The following is a 17621-nucleotide window of genomic DNA, read 5'->3' on the forward strand; positions in this document are numbered from 1 at the left end:
CTGTCGAGCGATCGACAGGCTGTTTTTATTTGATCAAATTTCCATAATGATCGGAAGGATCATTGGGCGACGCTTCGTTTTTTCGTATAGGAAAGGTGCAAGAGTATCTGTAATTTCATTCTTAATTTCAGACCACTGGCTTGTACGCTTTTCCATTACACCGTTCAGATGCTTTGATAAAAGTTCTTGAGCATCATTAATCAAATCACCGGATTCTCTCATGTAGACAAATCCACGAGAAATGATGTCAGGACCGGAAAGAATTTTAAACTCTTTCATGTTAATGGAGACAACAACAATAACAAGACCTTCTTCAGAAAGGATTTTACGATCTCGTAGCACAATGTTGCCAATGTCCCCGATTCCTTTTCCGTCCACATAGACAGATCCAGAAGGAATTTTGCCACTAATGGAAGCTTCATTTTCGCTTAGTGCGAGAACTTCACCGTTATCCATAATGAAAGAATGATCCTGCGGAATGCCGCAATCTTGTGCGAGCTTTGTATGCATCTTAAGCATACGGTACTCACCGTGAATTGGCATAAAGAATTTAGGCTTAATGAGACGAAGCATAAGCTTCTGCTCATCTTGTCCACCGTGACCAGAAGTATGAATGTCACTTAGTTTATGGTGAATCACATCAGCACCTGCGCGAGATAGTTGGTTAATGATTCTCGATACGCTTACCTGGTTTCCAGGAATAGGTGAAGAAGAGAAAACAACTGTATCTCCAGGAATGATTTGAATTTGACGATGTGTTGCGTTCGCAATTCGAGATAGAGCAGCCATCGGCTCTCCCTGACTTCCTGTACAAAGAATCGTTACTTTATTTTCTGGAAGACGGTTGATTTGATTCGCATCAATAAATGTATCTTTAGGTGCATTAATGTACCCAAGTTCCTGACCAATCGTAATGTTAGATTCCATACTGCGTCCGAAGACTGCTACTTTACGTCCGTTTTCAACTGCTGCTTCCACAACCTGTTGAAGGCGGTGAATATTTGATGCGAAAGTTGCGAAAATGACACGGCCATCTACTTTTCTAAAGATATCCTGGATGGTTTCCCCAACGCGGCTCTCAGACATTGTAAAGCCTGGAACTTCACTATTTGTACTATCAGAAAGAAGCGCTAGAACGCCTTCTTTACCGATTTCAGCCATTTTAGTTAAGTTTGCGGGTTCGCCAACCGGTGTGAAATCAAACTTAAAGTCTCCCGTATGAACGATGTTACCAGGAGGTGTTTTAACAACAACACCATAAGAATCAGGAATACTGTGAGTTGTTCTAAAGAACATTACTGATGTTTTACGGAACTTAATAATGTCTTCTTCTGTGATTTCATTTAAAGAAGCGCCTCGAAGAAGTCCGTGCTCTTCAAGCTTATTGCGAATAAAACCTAATGCAAGCTTACCACCATAGATTGGCACGTTAATTTCACGAAGTAAGTAAGGGATGCCGCCTATATGGTCTTCGTGACCGTGAGTGATAAATAAACCTTTGATTTTATCCTGGTTTTTAACGAGATAAGAATAATCTGGAATAACGTAGTCAATTCCTAGTAATTCTTCTTCTGGGAATTTAATCCCAGCGTCAACAAGGATTATTTCATCCTGAAACTGAATACCGTACATGTTTTTACCGATTTCTCCGAGTCCACCTAAAGCGAACACGGCGGTTTGATGATTTTTAACAAATTTCATAGTCTATACATTCTCCAATTCAAAGTGCTCTGATTTTTGCTCAAACGCCAGGAAGTCATCTTCCACGGTTTGAATAAATTCAATATTAAGGTCGCGGTCCTTTAATTTGTAGCGAACTTCCCGTTCAGAAGTAGCCTCTACGTAAAGGCTCATTGTTCGCTCTCTTACAGGAACCTCCTTTTTTGTCTCTTGATAAAATACCTTATAAATCATTCTAAATCTCTCCTTAACTCAGACAATTTGTGTGCATCTTCGTTTATTATATAGGAAATTGGTTTCTTTTTCATGTTTCTAACCACATTTCCATAAGAAATAGGAGAATTTGCACGAATTTAAGGGTAGAAAAGGTTAATCAATGGAATATTTAGGTTGTGGAAATAGCACGTTCCTCCAGGTTTTTTTTAATTTACGCTTCATTTTTCGATACATTAAGCTCATCCTTCCTTTTTTAATAACTATTTTTATTATTGATCATGACGTTAGGAATTAGTTTGGAAAAAGATGGGTAAATGGTAGGGACACCATTTCCTTAATCATGTAACATGTTAATGAATTAGTTTATAAGGAGGGTGAGATTTGAAGTTATATGTTGCACTTATATCATTAAGTTTAATATGGGGCATGTCGTTCATGTTCATTAAATTGATTGTTCCGATTACAGGGCCATGGGGCGTAGTCTTTTTTCGCTGCTTACTTGGTGCAATATCGATTTTTCTTTACTTAATGATAAGAGGAAGAATAAAGAAGTTAAAAGGCAATCTTAAGTGGGGAAGCCTTATTCTAGTAGGGATTATGAATGCGCTCATTCCCTGGGGAATGATTGCGCTTAGTGAAGAACGGATCTCGAGTAGCCTTGCTGCTACGTTAAATGCGACAACACCACTTTTTACAAGTATTCTTGGCGCTTTTTTATTTGGGCGAATGCTATTTCTAAAACAGTGGACTGGTATAATCGTTGGATTTATCGGCATCCTTTTTTTAATTGATCTTGATCTAAGTGCATTGGTAAAAGGCGAGTGGAGAGGGATTTTTCCAATGCTAATCGCTACATGCTGCTATGGCTTTGCTTCTCAATATACAAAAAAGAATTTAAAGGGCGTACCTGTTGATGTGTTGTCGTTCATTACGTTAACGATTGGAGCGGCAGGAGGACTTCTAATGATGCTCATTAGTGGAGAAGGGGGTATTCAGTTTACGTTACTCCTTCAACGTGATATTCTAATATCGCTAATTGGTCTAGGTGTGTTCGGGTCGGGTCTTGCTTATTTGCTCTTCTATTATATGATTCAACATGGTAGCGCAGAGTTTGCGACATTAGTGACATACCTTGTACCTGTCACAGCCTTGATCTGGGGAAGCTTTTATTTAAATGAAAACATCACACTACCTATGATTGTAGGATTGCTACTTGTGTTTTTTGGAGTTTATTTATCAGGTAAACATCAAAGAACAGAAGCAAACACGATAAGAAGATCAGCATAACGTTTTGAAGATAGTTATGGTAAAAAATATAGCGGGAACAGGTGAATGACGATGCATAACGAAAAGATTGTGTTTTTTGATATTGATGGCACACTTCTTAATCATGACAAAAAAATTCCAGTATCAACACGGGAAGCTTTAAAAACACTTACAGAGAATGGGGTTCATGTTGCCATTGCAACAGGTAGAGCACCGTTTATGTTCGCAGATCTTAGAGAAGACCTTGGCATAGACACGTTTATTAGTTTTAATGGACAATACGTGAAACATCAGGAAAAGGTTGTTCATACAAATCCGCTAAGTCGCGATGAAATTACAGTTCTTGAAGAAGAAGCCAAAAAAAATGGCCATCCCATGGTATTCCTTGATCACGAAGCGATGATGAGTAACCATGATGAACACCCTCATATTATAAAAAGCATGGACGACTTAAAAATGCATTATCCTAGATATGATCCCTCCTATTATCACAATAGAGAAATTTATCAGGCGCTTCTGTTTTGCGAAAGTAATGACGAGGGTGGCTATCGTGATGCATATGGAAACCTTGATTTTATCCGCTGGCATGATTATTCCATGGACGTGATTCCTCCAGGAGGCTCCAAAGCGAAAGGGATAGAAGCTATGATTGAGCACCTTGGATTTAAACGAGAAAATACGTACGCTTTTGGAGATGCACTCAACGACATCGAAATGTTGAAGTTTGCAGGCACGGGAGTTGCAATGGGAAATGGATATGAAGAAGTGAAACAAGTGGCTGATTACATCACGGATCCAGTCGATCAAGATGGAATTCAAAAAGGGTTGAAAAAAGTAGGCTTATTATAAAAAAAGGGGGATCGCCTAATGAAACGGCGATCCCTTTGCTCATTGTAGAATGAAGCTTATCGACCTAAAGGTGTTAATTCACTTGCTTCTTCATTGTTAATCCGATCGTAAAACATAACGCCATCAAGATGATCAACTTCATGTTGTACAACGATAGCAGGCAGCCCTTTTAATCGTAGCTTTAGTGGATTACCTTCAGCATCAACGCCCTTGACTGTAATCCGAGCATATCTCGGTACAGCACCAGGTACTTCACGATCAACGGAAAGACAGCCTTCCCCTCCATCTAAATACGTTTTTTCAACGGAATGACTAATGATTTTTGGATTCATGATGCCATAGCTATATAGCGTGCCTCTATTGTCAGAGACGTGCACTGCAATCATACGTTTGCTAATGCCGATTTGTGGTGCGGCAATTCCGATACCTGAGCGTAATTCATACTTTAAGGCAGCTTCAGGATCTTGACTATTAATAAGGAATTCAAGCATTTCTCTTAAGGTTTGCTTTTCTTCTTCAGTTGCAGGAAGGGTAATTTCATTTGCAACTTCAGTTAGGATTGGATCCCCTTCTCTACGAATATCTTTCATTGTTAACATGGTATGTTTCACTCCTATTCAAAACGGTCTATCATAAGTATATTCAACTTTTTGTAAGGGTTAAAGCAAATGCTCTTTTTTGTAAAAGAGAATCTTACAATAGTGATAGTTTAGCACAAGCCGATTTAACAGGGAATCCTCTTGAATGATCTGTCTAGAAGGAATATGCGTGAATTATAGCATTGATTAAAAATGGAGTATTCTATTGGGAACTGTATTATGGTATAGTAATCAGGGATGTAAATATTATGGTATGAATTGGATATGTGGGGGGACTTTTTTTGCTACGTAAATATCGTTTGGGAATTATTTCTCTGTTTTTCTGTTTTCTAATGGTTGGGTTAGCTGGTTGTCAGTTTGGTGGTAGCCCAGCAGAAAAAATGTATGACCATTTAGAGGAAGCTGTTGCTCTTGAAGATCAATTTAGAGAACAACAAGAACCTTTGGCGAAGGCAGAGAAAAAAGAGCAAGACATTTATAATGAGATTGTGGCACTAAGTATGGAAGAGTTTGATAAGATTGAAAAGCTTTCGAAAGAAGCTGAAGAAAATGCAGATCAGCGGCTTGAATATTTAAAGAAGGAAAAAGAAAGCATCGATGAAGCATATGAAGAATTTGAGGAAGTTAAAGATTTAACCGAGGACCTTGAAACGGATGCAGCTAAGAAAGATGCCAAAAGCTTGATTGAAATTATGGATAAGCGTTATGAAGCTTATGGAAAGCTACATAAAGAATACAAAGCAGCTGTTGAACAAGATCAAAAGCTCTACAGCTCACTACAAGATAAAGAACTGACTTTAGAGCAACTCCAAGAACAAATTAAAGTCGTTAACGAGAAATATGGCAAAGTGGCTGAGCATAAAGAAAGTTTCAACAACTTCACATCTGAATTTAATGAAGCCAAAAAAGCTTTTTATGAATCAGCTGAATTAAATGTGAATTACGGAGAATAAAAACCGCTCGTTTGAGCGGTTTTTTTTATGTAAGCAGAAAAAAATTTGAACGCAGTCGTTTGTATAAATTAAAAGGAGAAAGCATTTTTATCATGGAATTTGAAGCAATTTCTCGTTATAAAGAGTTATAAAAGATCTGTCCTCCTAATTATTTACACTAATACAGTCTATCAAAACAGAATGTAACAGTTTTAATATTATCCCTTAACATGCAATTAATAAATCAATTAATTGACTTGAAACTTACTGTATTGTAAACTTAAAAACGAACTTACTCATGAAGAGAAGCACTCCCTTAATCTTACTGATACAGACTATTATTCGCAGTAATACATAGCACTAGGGATTATTTCTTCAGAATTAAGGGTATGACATTGAGTGTTGTCTTAAGTAATGCAAATTAATGAATGGTATTTGTCATTTAATAACGTTGAAATGGACATGCTAGTGATGTCTGTAAACTGAACGACCCACTCACAATTGCAACATTTGCAATTCAATAATCTATCTCTTTATGAATGAAAGGATGAGGTGAAAGGTATGGGAACTAAAACCATCGAAAACATCGAAGGCCAATTCGAAATGTTCCAGATTCTAAATGAAAATGGCGAAATCGTTAATGAAGAAGCAATGCCTGAATTATCAGATGAGCAGCTTCAAGAATTAATGCGCCGCATGGTGTACACACGCATTCTTGACCAACGTTCAATCTCTTTGAACCGTCAAGGACGTCTTGGCTTCTACGCACCAACTGCAGGACAAGAAGCTTCACAACTAGGAAGTCAATTTGCACTTGATAAAGAGGACTGGATTCTTCCAGGTTATCGTGATGTTCCTCAAATCATCTGGCACGGTCTTCCACTATATAAAGCATTTTTATTCTCCCGTGGTCACTTTGTAGGAAACCAGGCTGATGGTCTTAACGTATTGAGCCCACAAATCATTATTGGTGCTCAAATTACACAAACAGCTGGCGTTGCGCTTGGACTTAAGAAAAAAGGCAAGAAAAACGTAGCAATCACTTACACTGGTGATGGCGGTGCTTCTCAAGGGGATTTCTATGAAGGAATGAACTTTGCAGGTGCTTATGCTGCTCCAGCGATATTCGTTGTGCAAAACAACCGTTTCGCAATCTCAGTTCCAGTTGAAAAACAATCTGCTGCGAAAACAATCGCTCAAAAAGCAGTTGCAGCTGGTATTCAAGGTGTTCAAGTAGACGGTATGGACGTTCTTGCTGTTTATAAAGCAGTTACGGATGCTCGTGAGCGCGCAATTAATGGTGAAGGTCCTACACTAATTGAAACAATGACTTACCGTTATGGTCCACATACAATGGCTGGTGACGATCCAACACGTTACCGTTCTGAAGATCTTGATAGCGAGTGGGAAAAGAAAGATCCAATCGTTCGCTTCCGCAAGTATCTTGAGAGCAAAAACCTTTGGTCAGAAGAAAAAGAAAATGAAGTAGTTGATAATGCGAAGGACGAAATCAAAGCGGCTATTAAGAAAGCAGATGGCACTCCTAAGCAAAAAGTAACAGATCTTATTTCTAACATGTACGAAGAGCTTCCACAGAACCTTCGTGAACAATACGAACAATATAGTGCAAAGGAGTCGAAGTAAGCTATGGCGCAAATGACAATGATTCAAGCAATCACTGATGCGATGCGTACGGAGTTGAAAAATGACGAGAACGTACTCGTATTTGGTGAGGACGTAGGTCAAAACGGCGGCGTTTTCCGTGCGACAGAAGGACTTCAAAAGGAATTTGGCGAAGATCGCGTATTCGATACTCCGCTTGCTGAATCAGGTATCGGTGGTATGTCTATCGGACTTGCACTTACTGGATTCCGTCCAGTACCAGAAGTTCAGTTCTTTGGTTTCGTTTACGAAGTAATGGATGCTATTTCCGGTCAAATGGCTCGTCTTCGTTATCGTTCAGGTGGCTCTTTCCACGCGCCGATTACGGTACGTTCACCATTTGGTGGCGGCGTTAAAACACCAGAACTTCACGCGGATAGCCTTGAAGGATTAATGGCGCAACAGCCAGGACTTAAAGTTGTAATCCCTTCAAACCCTTATGATGCAAAAGGACTTCTAATTTCTGCGATCCGTGATAACGATCCAGTTATTTTCCTTGAGCACATGAAGCTTTATCGTTCTTTCCGTCAGGAAGTTCCTGAAGAAGAATACACAATTGAAATTGGTAAAGCTGAAGTAAAACGTGAAGGTACTGACATTACAATCGTAACTTACGGTGCGATGGTTCAGGCTTCTCTTAAAGCTGCTGAAGAGCTTGAGAAGAATGACATTAGCGCAGAAGTTATCGACCTTCGTACGGTTAGCCCGCTCGATATCGATACAATTATTGCATCTGTTGAAAAAACCAATCGTGCAATCGTTGTACAAGAAGCTCAAAAGCAAGCAGGAATTGCAGCTAACGTTGTAGCAGAAATCAACGACCGCGCAATCCTAAGTCTTGAAGCACCAGTACTTCGCGTAGCTGCACCAGATACTGTATTTGCATTCTCTGCTGCTGAAGATGTATGGCTTCCTGATCATACTGATATTATCGAAAAAGCAACTCAAGTTGTTAATTTCTAATTAACTCTTTATAAAAAAACATGAAGTGAAGCTGCGATCCGCGCTTCGCTTCAGATCTTATATGAGCAAAATTTTTCTACAATTAGGAGGCGAAGTCCCGTGGCATTTCAATTTAAGATGCCGGATATCGGTGAAGGTATCCATGAAGGCGAAATCGTAAAATGGTTTGTTAAATCCGGAGATGAAGTTAAAGAAGACGATATTCTTGCAGAAGTACAAAACGACAAAGCTGTTGTTGAAATTCCTTCCCCAGTAGACGGAACAGTTAAAGAAGTTCACGCTGAAGAAGGCGCAACTGTAATCGTTGGAGACGTAGTGATTACTTTCGACGCAGAAGGTTATGAAGATGCAGAGGAAGAACCTGCAGCTGAACAGCCTCAAGCTGAAGAAGAAGCTCCTAAAGCAGAAGCAAAATCTGAAGCAAAAGAAGATAGCGCTGGATCAAAACCACTTCCTGAAGAAGAAGAAACAGATCCAACAAAACGCGTTATTGCTATGCCAGCAGTACGTAAATATGCTCGTGAAAACGGCGTAAGCATTTCAAAAGTATCTGGTTCAGGTAAAAATGGTCGCGTCGTAAAAGAAGACATCGACACTCACTTGAATGGTGGAGGCGAAACGGCTTCTGAAGCTCCAGCTGCGTCAGAAGAAAAGGCTGAAGCGAAGCAAGAAACGGCTACTACATCAGCTCAACCACAAGCATCTGCACAGCCGGAAACTCGTGAGAAGATGAAAGGTATGCGTAAAGCAATTGCGAAAGCAATGGTTAACTCGAAGCATACTGCTCCACACGTAACTCACATGGATGAAGTTGTTGTAACAGATCTTGTTGCTCACCGTAAGAAGTTCAAACAATATGCTGCAGACAAAGATGTGAAGCTAACTTACCTTCCATACGTTGTAAAAGCTCTTGTTTCTGCTCTTCGCGAATTCCCTATGTTGAATGCATCAATCGATGATTCCACAGAAGAAATCGTACACAAGCATTATTACAACATTGGTATTGCTGCTAACACTGACGCTGGACTAGTTGTTCCTGTCGTAAAAGAAGCAGACCGCAAGCCACTTCTTAACGTGTCATCTGAAATTAATGAGTTGGCTAAAAAAGCTCGCGATGGTAAACTATCAGGGGACGATATGAAAGGTAGCACATGTACTATTTCTAACCTGGGTTCTGCTGGTGGTCAATGGTTCACTCCAATCATCAACAACCCGGATGCTGCTATTCTTGGTATTGGTCGTATTGAGGAGAAGCCAGTTGTTATCGACGGAGAAATCGTTGCTGCACCTGTTCTTGCTCTATCGATCAGCTACGACCACAGACTTATTGATGGCGTAACAGCACAACTTGCTCTTAATCACATCAAGCGTCTGTTGAACGATCCACAACTCTTAATGATGGAGGCGTAATAATATGGTAGTAGGAGATTTTCCAATCGAATTAGACACACTTGTAGTAGGAGCTGGACCAGGTGGATATGTGGCTGCAATCCGTGCAGCACAGCTTGGTCAGAAAGTTGCCATTGCTGACAAAGGAACTCTAGGCGGAGTTTGCTTAAACGTCGGCTGTATTCCTTCAAAAGCAATGATTAATGCATCTCATAAATATGAGTCTGCAAAGCATTCCGATGATATCGGAATCACTGCTGAGAACGTGAGCGTTGACATGAAGAAAGTTCAGGAGTGGAAGTCTTCTGTAGTTGACAAGCTTACTGGCGGCGTAGCAGGACTTATGAAATCAAATAAAGTTGATGTTATTAGTGGTGAAGTTTATTTCGTCGATAAGAACACAGTTCGTATCATGGACGAAAAGAACTCTCAAACGTATACATTCAACAATTGCATCATCGCAACAGGATCTCGCCCAATCGAACTTCCAAGCTTCAAATGGAGCAAGCGCGTGATTTCGTCAACTGGTGCACTTGCACTTGATGAAGTTCCTAAGAAAATGGTTGTTATCGGTGGAGGATACATCGGAATCGAACTTGGTACTGTGTACGCAAACTTCGGTACTGAAGTAACAATCCTTGAAGGTACGAAGCAAATTCTACCTGGATTCGAAAAACAAATGAGCTCTCTTGTTTCTCGTCGTCTTAAGAAGAAAGGTAATGTAGAAATCATTACTCAAGCTCTTGCACAAGGCGTTGAAGAAACAGAAGACGGCGTAACAGTAACAGCAGAAATCAAAGGTGAAACGCAGACGTTTGACGCTGATTATGTACTAGTTACAGTTGGTCGTAAGCCTAATACAAATGAAATCGGTCTTGAAGAACTTGGCGTTGAAATGACGGACAAAGGTCTTGTGAAGATTGACAAGCAGTGTCGTACTAACTTCGATAACATCTATGCAATTGGTGATATCGTAGAAGGTCCTGCGCTTGCACATAAAGCTTCTTATGAAGGTAAAGTAGCTGCAGAAGTAATTGGCGGTGAAAACTCTGTGATTGACTATCTTGCAATCCCAGCTGTTGTCTTCTCTGACCCAGAACTCGCTTCAGTGGGTTATACTGAACAGGAAGCAAAAGACCAAGGATTTGAAGTGAAAGCATCTAAATTCCCGTTTGGCGCTAACGGGCGTGCATTGTCTCTTAACGACAGTGAAGGATTTATGAAGCTTATCACTCGTAAAGAAGATGGCCTAGTGATCGGTGCTCAAATTGCTGGTCCTAACGCTTCTGATATGATTGCTGAGCTTGGTCTTGCAATCGAAGCTGGTATGACAGCTGAAGACATTGCACTTACAATCCATGCTCACCCAACACTTGGAGAAATTACTATGGAAGCTGCTGAAGTAGCTCTAGGTACTCCAATTCATATTGGTTAATTTCTTATTAAAAACTTCGGAGACTCAGTGTCTCCGAAGTTTTTTTTGCTAAGCGAAACTTGTTTTAGAATTGATTGAGGGAGAGGAGCCATTTTTATCAATAAGAGGACATACATATTAATAGGATGATTGCTTCTGGTGGAGGTGGAGTGGAATGTATTGAAAAGTGCTTTGCTTTCAGTTCATGATCTGGTTTGCTTTTTTTCAAATCATTCATCATTCTCCACGAGATCCAATTGGATTTAAAATTGTATTGTTTCTCGTTTTTCTCTATCTGGTTTGTACGATTTCAATACAAATGGTGACGAGAGGGAAGGAGCTTCTTTTTCTCATTTCTTTCTCTACAACTATTGCATTAGTTATTAATTTTTTCTATATCTTAATCATATGAGTTGTAGTCCATACAAAAGCGCACTACCAAATTGGTAGTGCGCTTTTATTATTTTGACTCATCTTTTTTAGGTGGTCTTGGCGGTATTTTCTCTTGTTTAAAAGCTTTTAATAGAGAGATTATCATACCGATTATGATAATAGCAAACGGAAAAGCGGCTATGATAGACGCAGTTTGCAGGGCACCGAGGCCACCTGACCAAAGAAGAACTGCAGCAGCTGATGACTGAATCACACCCCAAGTTAATTTCACTTTGGTTGAAGGATTCATACTTCCTTTCGTCGTTTGCATCCCAAGAACAAATGTAGCTGAGTCAGCCGATGTAATAAAGAAGGTACTAATTAGTAATATCGCAATGATCGACATAAATGTACCAAGTGGATATTGCTCTAGTACAGCGAATAGTGCAACTTCCATACCCTGGTTGCTAATAATGTCGTAAATACCCGTTCCGGCCATATCAAGTGAAATAGCTGAACCTCCAAACACGGAGAACCATAATCCACCAAAGATCGTTGGCACTAAAAGAACACCAAGAACAAATTCTCGAATCGTTCTACCTTTTGATACACGAGCGATAAATGTTCCTACAAATGGGGCCCAGGCAATCCACCATGCCCAGTAGAAGATTGTCCAGCTTTGGATCCATGATGATCCTTCAAATGGTCTCATACGAAGACTCATGCTAGGCAAATTTTGAATATATGAACCAAGAGTTGATGTAAACAGATCCATAATAAAGTTTGTTGGTCCTGCAAAGAGTAGGAAAAACATTAGTAAAATCGCAAGGACAATGTTTGTATTACTTAAATATTTAATTCCTCTCGAAATTCCAGTTGATGCGGAAATCATGTAAAGGACCGTTACAACTAGAATAATAATTAACTGCGTTGTAAATGAATTTTCGACCCCTGTTAAATAAGAGATTCCTCCACCGATTTGTGAAGCTCCGAATCCGAGTGAAGTAGCGACACCAAATACGGTCGCAATAACAGCGATAACGTCAATTATTATACCAATAGGTCCATTTACTCTTTCTCCAAGAATCGGATAGAAAATAGCACTAATAAGTCCTGGTGCTCCCTTTCTAAACTTAAAGAATGCTAGTGCTAACGCAACGGTGGTATAAATCGCCCAAGGGTGCAGCCCCCAATGGAAGAAACTATACTGAAACGCAAGTCTTGCAGCTTCATCTGACTGAGAAGCAGCGCCAGCAGGTGGATCGTAATAATGGAACATTGGTTCTGCAACGCCCCAGAATACAAGTCCAATTCCCATTCCAGCTGAGAATAACATCGCAAACCATGTAATGAGATTATACTCCGGTACATCTGTTTCTTTTCCAAGTCGAAGTCTGCCGTACTTCGAAAAAATAAGATAGATCGCAAAAATTAGAAACCCTGACGCTGCTAATAAATAAAACCATCCAAACTTCACCTGAAGAAAGCTTTGAAGTGAAGAAGTCGTTGCATCTAAAGACTCTGGAGAAATGGTTCCCCATGAAATAAAGATAAGAGATAATACTACAGAGATTATAAAGACTGCTGTAAGCTTATTCAAATTTCATCATCACCTTTCTGAATAATTAACTGTACTTTCATCCGAAAAGCTTTTTTAATAAATCAGAAATAAAATGCATGTGTACTCAATTTCACCTGTCGTTACCAAAACTATGCAGCAAGCACCCTATTTCCTATTATTAACAGGCTTTGTAACGGATCGCGAAATTTGCCACGTTGTCTAGTATATTTGTTGAAATCAACGTTGTAAAGGGAAATACCATGTCAGAGAGGTAGTCAGAATTGTAGGATAATGAAAAGGAATTTGTTGGTTAAATGTGACATTCTTCTCTTTCACCAGCTCCATAATTGGTTTATGATGAAGGGAGACTACATAAGGAGAGAGAGAAATGACAAATACGTTAAAATGGATGATGTTAGCACTACTGGTTTTTGTAGCTGCTTGCTCAACGAATGCAGGTTCTGAAGCAAATACCGATGCATCAAAAGACGAAGCTAGTAATAGCGAACAGGCCTCAAATGAGCAAGAGGCGAGCGAAGACTCTTCTGATGAAGAAGCAGAATCAAAAGAGGCGAGTGACCAAGAGGAGAAGAAAGAAGAAGAAGAGGCCACTGCTGAAGAGACAGAGCCTGAGTATCGCTTGAATGAAGCATTTTGGGGATTTGAACCAATAAATGATGCTCCAGCTGAAGCAGTGCTTCTTACAATCGATGATGCACCAGATAAAAATGCGGTTGAAATGGCAAAGACACTTAAAGAACTTGATGCTCCTGCGATTTTCTTTGTGAATGGTCATTTTATTGATACTGATGAAGAAAAGGCTAGATTAAAGGAAATATATGAGATGGGCTTTGCTATAGGTAATCATACGATGACGCATGCTGATTTGAAATCTTTATCTGAGGATGAGCAAAGGGAAGAGATCTTGAAATTAAATGAGATGATTGAAGAAGTGATTGGTGAGAAGCCGAAGTTTTTTAGAGCGCCATTCGGATCAAACACTGATTATTCTAAGTCACTAGCTAAAGAAGAAGGCATGCTTGTGATGAATTGGACGTATGGATATGATTGGGTAAAAGAATATCAAAATAAAGCTGCACTAGCTGACATTATGGTCAATTCACCACTTCTACAAAATGGAGCAAACTTGCTTATGCATGACCGTGATTGGACCGCTGCGGCCATGAGTGACATTGTGTCCGGATTAAGGGATAAAGATTATGATCTCATCAATCCAGAACAAATCGAATTAGTCAAAAAATAAACAGCCATTTGGCTGTTTATTTTTTTGCATATCGCATTTTTCGACCATTAAAAAGGATGAGATCTGCTTTTAGTTTTGTAGCAAGAAATTTACATAGTTCATTTGCTTTTGCTTTATCACCGTGAGTCGATTGATCGGGTAAAACAACCTGGATCTTTTTCTCAACTAGTCCAATGACAATTGTACGGTAAGCTTCATTTTTGCCCTTTAAATAAAACCATTCATCAGATTCAGCATTTTCAACAAGTGTATAAGGAAAAGCAAAGTCACCATACGACCAGGAAAGCTGTTCTCCTGTTTTCGAAGTAATGTTCATGTAATAAGTGAGCAGTTCTTTAACGTGAATGAGGGACAGATCCTCGTCTGTTACGGGAGTGAGGTAGGCGCTTTGTGGCATCAAATCCTCCTTTCTTCATCTCCATTAGTTTACAGGCAAAAATGTTTTCTGACAATTAGTAGTTTAGAACACATAATAGCGTAAAAAGAATATAATGTGATATACAATATAGTGTTGACAAAACAATTGTGACACACTATTATTGAATTAAGCGAAACGGAAGCGTTTTCAAAACTAACTTAAGGGGTGTTGAGAATGGGTATTATCATTTGCCAAACTTGCGAGAAAACAATTGATCACGTTCATGAAGAGAAGGTAAGCACACTTTATAGCAGATGCCCGGAATGCAATAAAAAAGATAAAAAATAATTCTGATAAGACAAAGAGGCGGCCATAGGGCCGCCTCTTATTTAATTGCTTTATATTCTTTAATCACACGGATATCGTTTAATTCATCGTCTTCAGGTCCTTGAACAGGAAGACCAGCTTCAATATTTTCCACAATATAATTCAAGTTTTCTTCCGTAATGATTTCACCAGGAATAAAGATTGGAATGCCTGGTGGATAAACCATAACGAATTCAGCGATGACGCGCCCCGCTGACTCAGTAAATGGTATAATTTCCGTTTCGGAATAAAATGCATCCCTTGGAGAAACGGCTAGTGTCGGTATATCAGGGGCATGAACCTCAAACTTTTCAGCAACTGTACCATCCGACTCTTTAAAAGCTTCTACCATATCTTTTAAGGCGTATACAAGGGCATTAACGGATTCCTCATTATCCCCTGGTGTGACAATACAAAGCAAATTATACAAATCGGAAAGCTCGACTTCCAGATTTGCCTCTTTTCGTAACCATACTTCTGCTTCATAGCCCGTAATCCCTAGATCGTGGACAGAGATAATTAGTTTTGTTGGATCATAGTCGTAAGTGGCATTTGTGCCAAGAATTTCGTTCCCAACACAATAGAGTGGTGAAATATCATTAATTTGATTCCTGGCTCGGTCTGCTAGTTGTATCGCGTTTTCTATTAATTCGTACCCATCCATCACGAGTCTCTTTCTTGCAACATCAAGAGAAGCAAGGAGAATATAAGAAGTAGACGTTGTTGTGAGCATGCTGATAATGGTTTGTACGCGCTTAGCAGAAATTAGGCCTTCTTTTACATTTAGCACAGAGCTTTGCGTCATTGATCCACCGAGTTTATGAACGCTAGTTGCGGCCATATCTGCACCTGCCTGCATTGCTGAAACTGGCAAGCGATCATGAAAATGAATGTGCACACCATGTGCTTCATCAACTAAAACGGGAACGTCATATTCATGAGAAATTGAGACAATTTCTTCTAAATTCGCAGAAATCCCGAAATAAGTAGGGTTAATAACGAGAACGCCTTTAGCATCAGGGTGCTGTTCGAGCGCTTTCTTTACTGCGACCGGGGTGATGCCGTGAGAAATGCCGAGCTTTGGATCAATTTCAGGGTGAATGAATACGGGTGTGGCACCTGAAAAGATGATGGCAGACATGACCGATTTATGGACGTTTCTTGGCACGATAATTTTGTCACCAGGAGAACATACGGTCATAACCATTGTCATGATTGCGCCACTTGTACCTTGAACAGAGAAGAATGTGGAATCGGCACCAAAAGCTTCTGCTGCAAGGTCCTGTGCTTTTTTAATCATGCCATGAGGATGATGCAGATCATCAAGGGGCTGAATATTAATTAAATCAATCGAAAGGGCATTATCGCCGATAAATGCACGAAATTCAGGATCCATTCCATTTCCTTTTTTATGACCAGGAATATGAAATTGAATGGGGTTTTTATTTGCGTGGTTAACTAAACCAGTGAATAGTGGTGTTTCGTTTTGTTGCAAATCAAGCACCTCTTTATTTATACTTTAGTACAGATAGCATTCCACCAACGTTTGGGGAATGAGAATTTAATCTTGAATGAGCTGTCGCGAGTGGAAAAAGGTTCATTGTTCCGTCACTTCGACCTTTTTTATCCTTAAACAAACTGAGTATAATCACATAAGTACTATTTTGCAAGTTTTATTTTGATGCTAGTTCTCTTTTATAGTTCCGAAAAAGGAGATCCTCTCTTATTCTCGAAATGGATTATGTGAAGGAGAGGATAAGTGATGAAATGGAAGACGCGACTTACGGAGTTATTAGGTATAAAGAAACCAATTGTTCAGGGAGGACTTGCCTACCTTGCCTATCACGAATTAGCTTCTGCGGTTAGCAACGCAGGTGGGCTCGGTCAGCTCACAGCAATGTCTATGGATTCAGAAACACAGCTGAAAAAGGAAATATACCTTACGAGAAGTTTTACCGATCAACCATTCGGAGTTAATTTTGCAATTGGCCAGCACGGGAGGCCGTTTGAACACATGCTTGAAACTGCTATCCAAGAAGGAGTAGAAATCATTTCGGTTACGGGCGGTAATCCTAAGCCTGTATTTGATATGGTGAGAGGGACAAACGTGAAAGTCCTTGTTTTAACTGCTGGGAAGCGACAGGCTATTAAGGCAGAAGAACTAGGGGCAACAGCCGTCATGGTTGTTGGTCAAGAAGGTGGCGGGCATCTCGGAAAAGAAGATACTGGGACAATGGTTCTCGTCCCCCAAGTAGTTGATGCAGTTTCGATTCCCGTTATTGCATCTGGTGGTATAGGAGATGGGCGGGGGTTAATGGCCTCTCTCGCACTTGGGGCTGAAGGAATTGAAATGGGAACAAGATTTATAGCTACGAAAGAGTGTACACACGCTCACACTGCTTACAAACAACGTTTGTTACAGGGATCCGAGACAGATACAATGATTATTAAACGAAGCCTTGGTGCGCCTGCAAGAGTAATCCGAAATGTATTTGCTGAACGAATTACTGAAATTGAAGCAAGTAATGGTGGATATGACCTTCTGAAAGAATACATAAGCGGTGAAGCGAACAGGAAGTTTATATATGAAGGAAAAGATGAAGAAGGTTTTGCGTGGGCAGGACAGGTGATGGGTGCAATTCATGATGTTCCTTCCGTACACGAGTTATTTGAACGGATTGATCAAGAAGCAAAAGAGATTCGAATAAAATGGCAACTTTAGAGAGGGGT

At 39.9% G+C, this 17621-nt stretch carries 16 protein-coding genes; 10 read left to right on the forward strand and 6 right to left on the reverse strand.

Translation table 11 applies throughout. From position 1 onward, the window contains the following. Positions 1–33: 33 nt before the first annotated feature. Together rnjA and PQ578_RS12870 are read right to left on the reverse strand one after the other, a co-directional pair. Positions 34–1701: a ribonuclease J1 gene (rnjA, locus tag PQ578_RS12865; protein ID WP_159782237.1), complete on the reverse strand. Its 1668-nt coding sequence runs from the start codon at positions 1699–1701 to the stop codon at positions 34–36. Positions 1702–1704: 3 nt separating this feature from the next. Continuing rightward, positions 1705–1914 (reverse strand): DNA-dependent RNA polymerase subunit epsilon, encoded by a 210-nt coding sequence (locus PQ578_RS12870; protein ID WP_098443223.1) that lies wholly within the window; start codon positions 1912–1914, stop codon positions 1705–1707. Between the two features lie 363 nt (positions 1915–2277). Between PQ578_RS12870 and PQ578_RS12875 the strand changes: the two genes are divergently transcribed. Beyond that, a complete protein-coding gene (locus PQ578_RS12875) occupies positions 2278–3183 on the forward strand; it encodes a DMT family transporter (protein WP_273834704.1) in 906 nt (301 codons plus the stop codon). Positions 3184–3234: 51 nt separating this feature from the next. Beyond that, the gene (locus PQ578_RS12880; protein ID WP_273834705.1) at positions 3235–4011 is read left to right on the forward strand and encodes a Cof-type HAD-IIB family hydrolase; all 777 of its coding nucleotides are present in this window, start codon (positions 3235–3237) and stop codon (positions 4009–4011) included. A gap of 56 nt (positions 4012–4067) precedes the next feature. Here PQ578_RS12880 and def read toward each other — a convergent pair whose 3' ends face one another. Continuing rightward, positions 4068–4610 carry a peptide deformylase gene (gene def, locus PQ578_RS12885; protein WP_224879532.1) on the reverse strand — a complete coding sequence of 181 codons (543 nt, stop codon included), beginning with the start codon at positions 4608–4610 and terminating at the stop codon, positions 4068–4070. 281 nt (positions 4611–4891) lie between these two features. Here def and PQ578_RS12890 point away from each other — a divergent pair, with 281 nt between their 5' ends. The 5 genes from PQ578_RS12890 to lpdA all read left to right on the forward strand — a co-directional run bounded on the left by PQ578_RS12890 (position 4892) and on the right by lpdA (position 10991). Further along, entirely contained in the window at positions 4892–5563 is a 672-nt protein-coding gene (locus PQ578_RS12890) for a YkyA family protein (protein ID WP_273834709.1), read from the forward strand. Between the two features lie 540 nt (positions 5564–6103). Beyond that, a complete protein-coding gene (gene pdhA, locus PQ578_RS12895) occupies positions 6104–7186 on the forward strand; it encodes a pyruvate dehydrogenase (acetyl-transferring) E1 component subunit alpha (protein WP_098443228.1) in 1083 nt (360 codons plus the stop codon). Between the two features lie 3 nt (positions 7187–7189). Continuing rightward, positions 7190–8167 (forward strand): alpha-ketoacid dehydrogenase subunit beta, encoded by a 978-nt coding sequence (locus PQ578_RS12900; RefSeq protein WP_159782242.1) that lies wholly within the window; start codon positions 7190–7192, stop codon positions 8165–8167. Between the two features lie 99 nt (positions 8168–8266). Next, positions 8267–9577 carry a dihydrolipoamide acetyltransferase family protein gene (locus tag PQ578_RS12905; RefSeq protein ID WP_273834710.1) on the forward strand — a complete coding sequence of 437 codons (1311 nt, stop codon included), beginning with the start codon at positions 8267–8269 and terminating at the stop codon, positions 9575–9577. A gap of 4 nt (positions 9578–9581) precedes the next feature. Then, positions 9582–10991 (forward strand): dihydrolipoyl dehydrogenase, encoded by a 1410-nt coding sequence (gene lpdA / locus PQ578_RS12910; RefSeq protein ID WP_273834712.1) that lies wholly within the window; start codon positions 9582–9584, stop codon positions 10989–10991. Positions 10992–11430: 439 nt separating this feature from the next. Here the strand turns inward: lpdA and PQ578_RS12915 are convergent, their stop codons facing one another. After that, positions 11431–12942: a glycine betaine uptake BCCT transporter gene (locus tag PQ578_RS12915; protein WP_273834714.1), complete on the reverse strand. Its 1512-nt coding sequence runs from the start codon at positions 12940–12942 to the stop codon at positions 11431–11433. 349 nt (positions 12943–13291) lie between these two features. On the opposite strand from PQ578_RS12915, the gene PQ578_RS12920 reads away from it, so the two are divergent. Continuing rightward, positions 13292–14167, forward strand: coding sequence for a polysaccharide deacetylase family protein (locus tag PQ578_RS12920; RefSeq protein WP_273834716.1), 876 nt, complete (start codon positions 13292–13294; stop codon positions 14165–14167). A 16-nt stretch (positions 14168–14183) separates the two neighbouring features. Here PQ578_RS12920 and PQ578_RS12925 read toward each other — a convergent pair whose 3' ends face one another. Then, positions 14184–14564 (reverse strand): DUF1885 family protein, encoded by a 381-nt coding sequence (locus PQ578_RS12925; RefSeq protein WP_273834718.1) that lies wholly within the window; start codon positions 14562–14564, stop codon positions 14184–14186. Between the two features lie 195 nt (positions 14565–14759). Between PQ578_RS12925 and PQ578_RS12930 the strand changes: the two genes are divergently transcribed. Beyond that, a complete protein-coding gene (locus PQ578_RS12930) occupies positions 14760–14873 on the forward strand; it encodes a GapA-binding peptide SR1P (protein ID WP_098443236.1) in 114 nt (37 codons plus the stop codon). A gap of 37 nt (positions 14874–14910) precedes the next feature. On the opposite strand, the gene PQ578_RS12935 is transcribed toward PQ578_RS12930, so the two are convergent. Next, a complete protein-coding gene (locus PQ578_RS12935; protein ID WP_160919214.1) occupies positions 14911–16386 on the reverse strand; it encodes an aminotransferase class I/II-fold pyridoxal phosphate-dependent enzyme in 1476 nt (491 codons plus the stop codon). Between the two features lie 267 nt (positions 16387–16653). On the opposite strand from PQ578_RS12935, the gene PQ578_RS12940 reads away from it, so the two are divergent. After that, a complete protein-coding gene (locus tag PQ578_RS12940; protein ID WP_273834721.1) occupies positions 16654–17613 on the forward strand; it encodes an NAD(P)H-dependent flavin oxidoreductase in 960 nt (319 codons plus the stop codon). Positions 17614–17621 lie beyond the last annotated feature (8 nt).

Origin of the sequence: Guptibacillus sedimenti (genome assembly GCF_028610665.1) — a bacterium.
GTDB lineage: Bacteria > Bacillota > Bacilli > Bacillales > Guptibacillaceae > Guptibacillus > Guptibacillus sedimenti.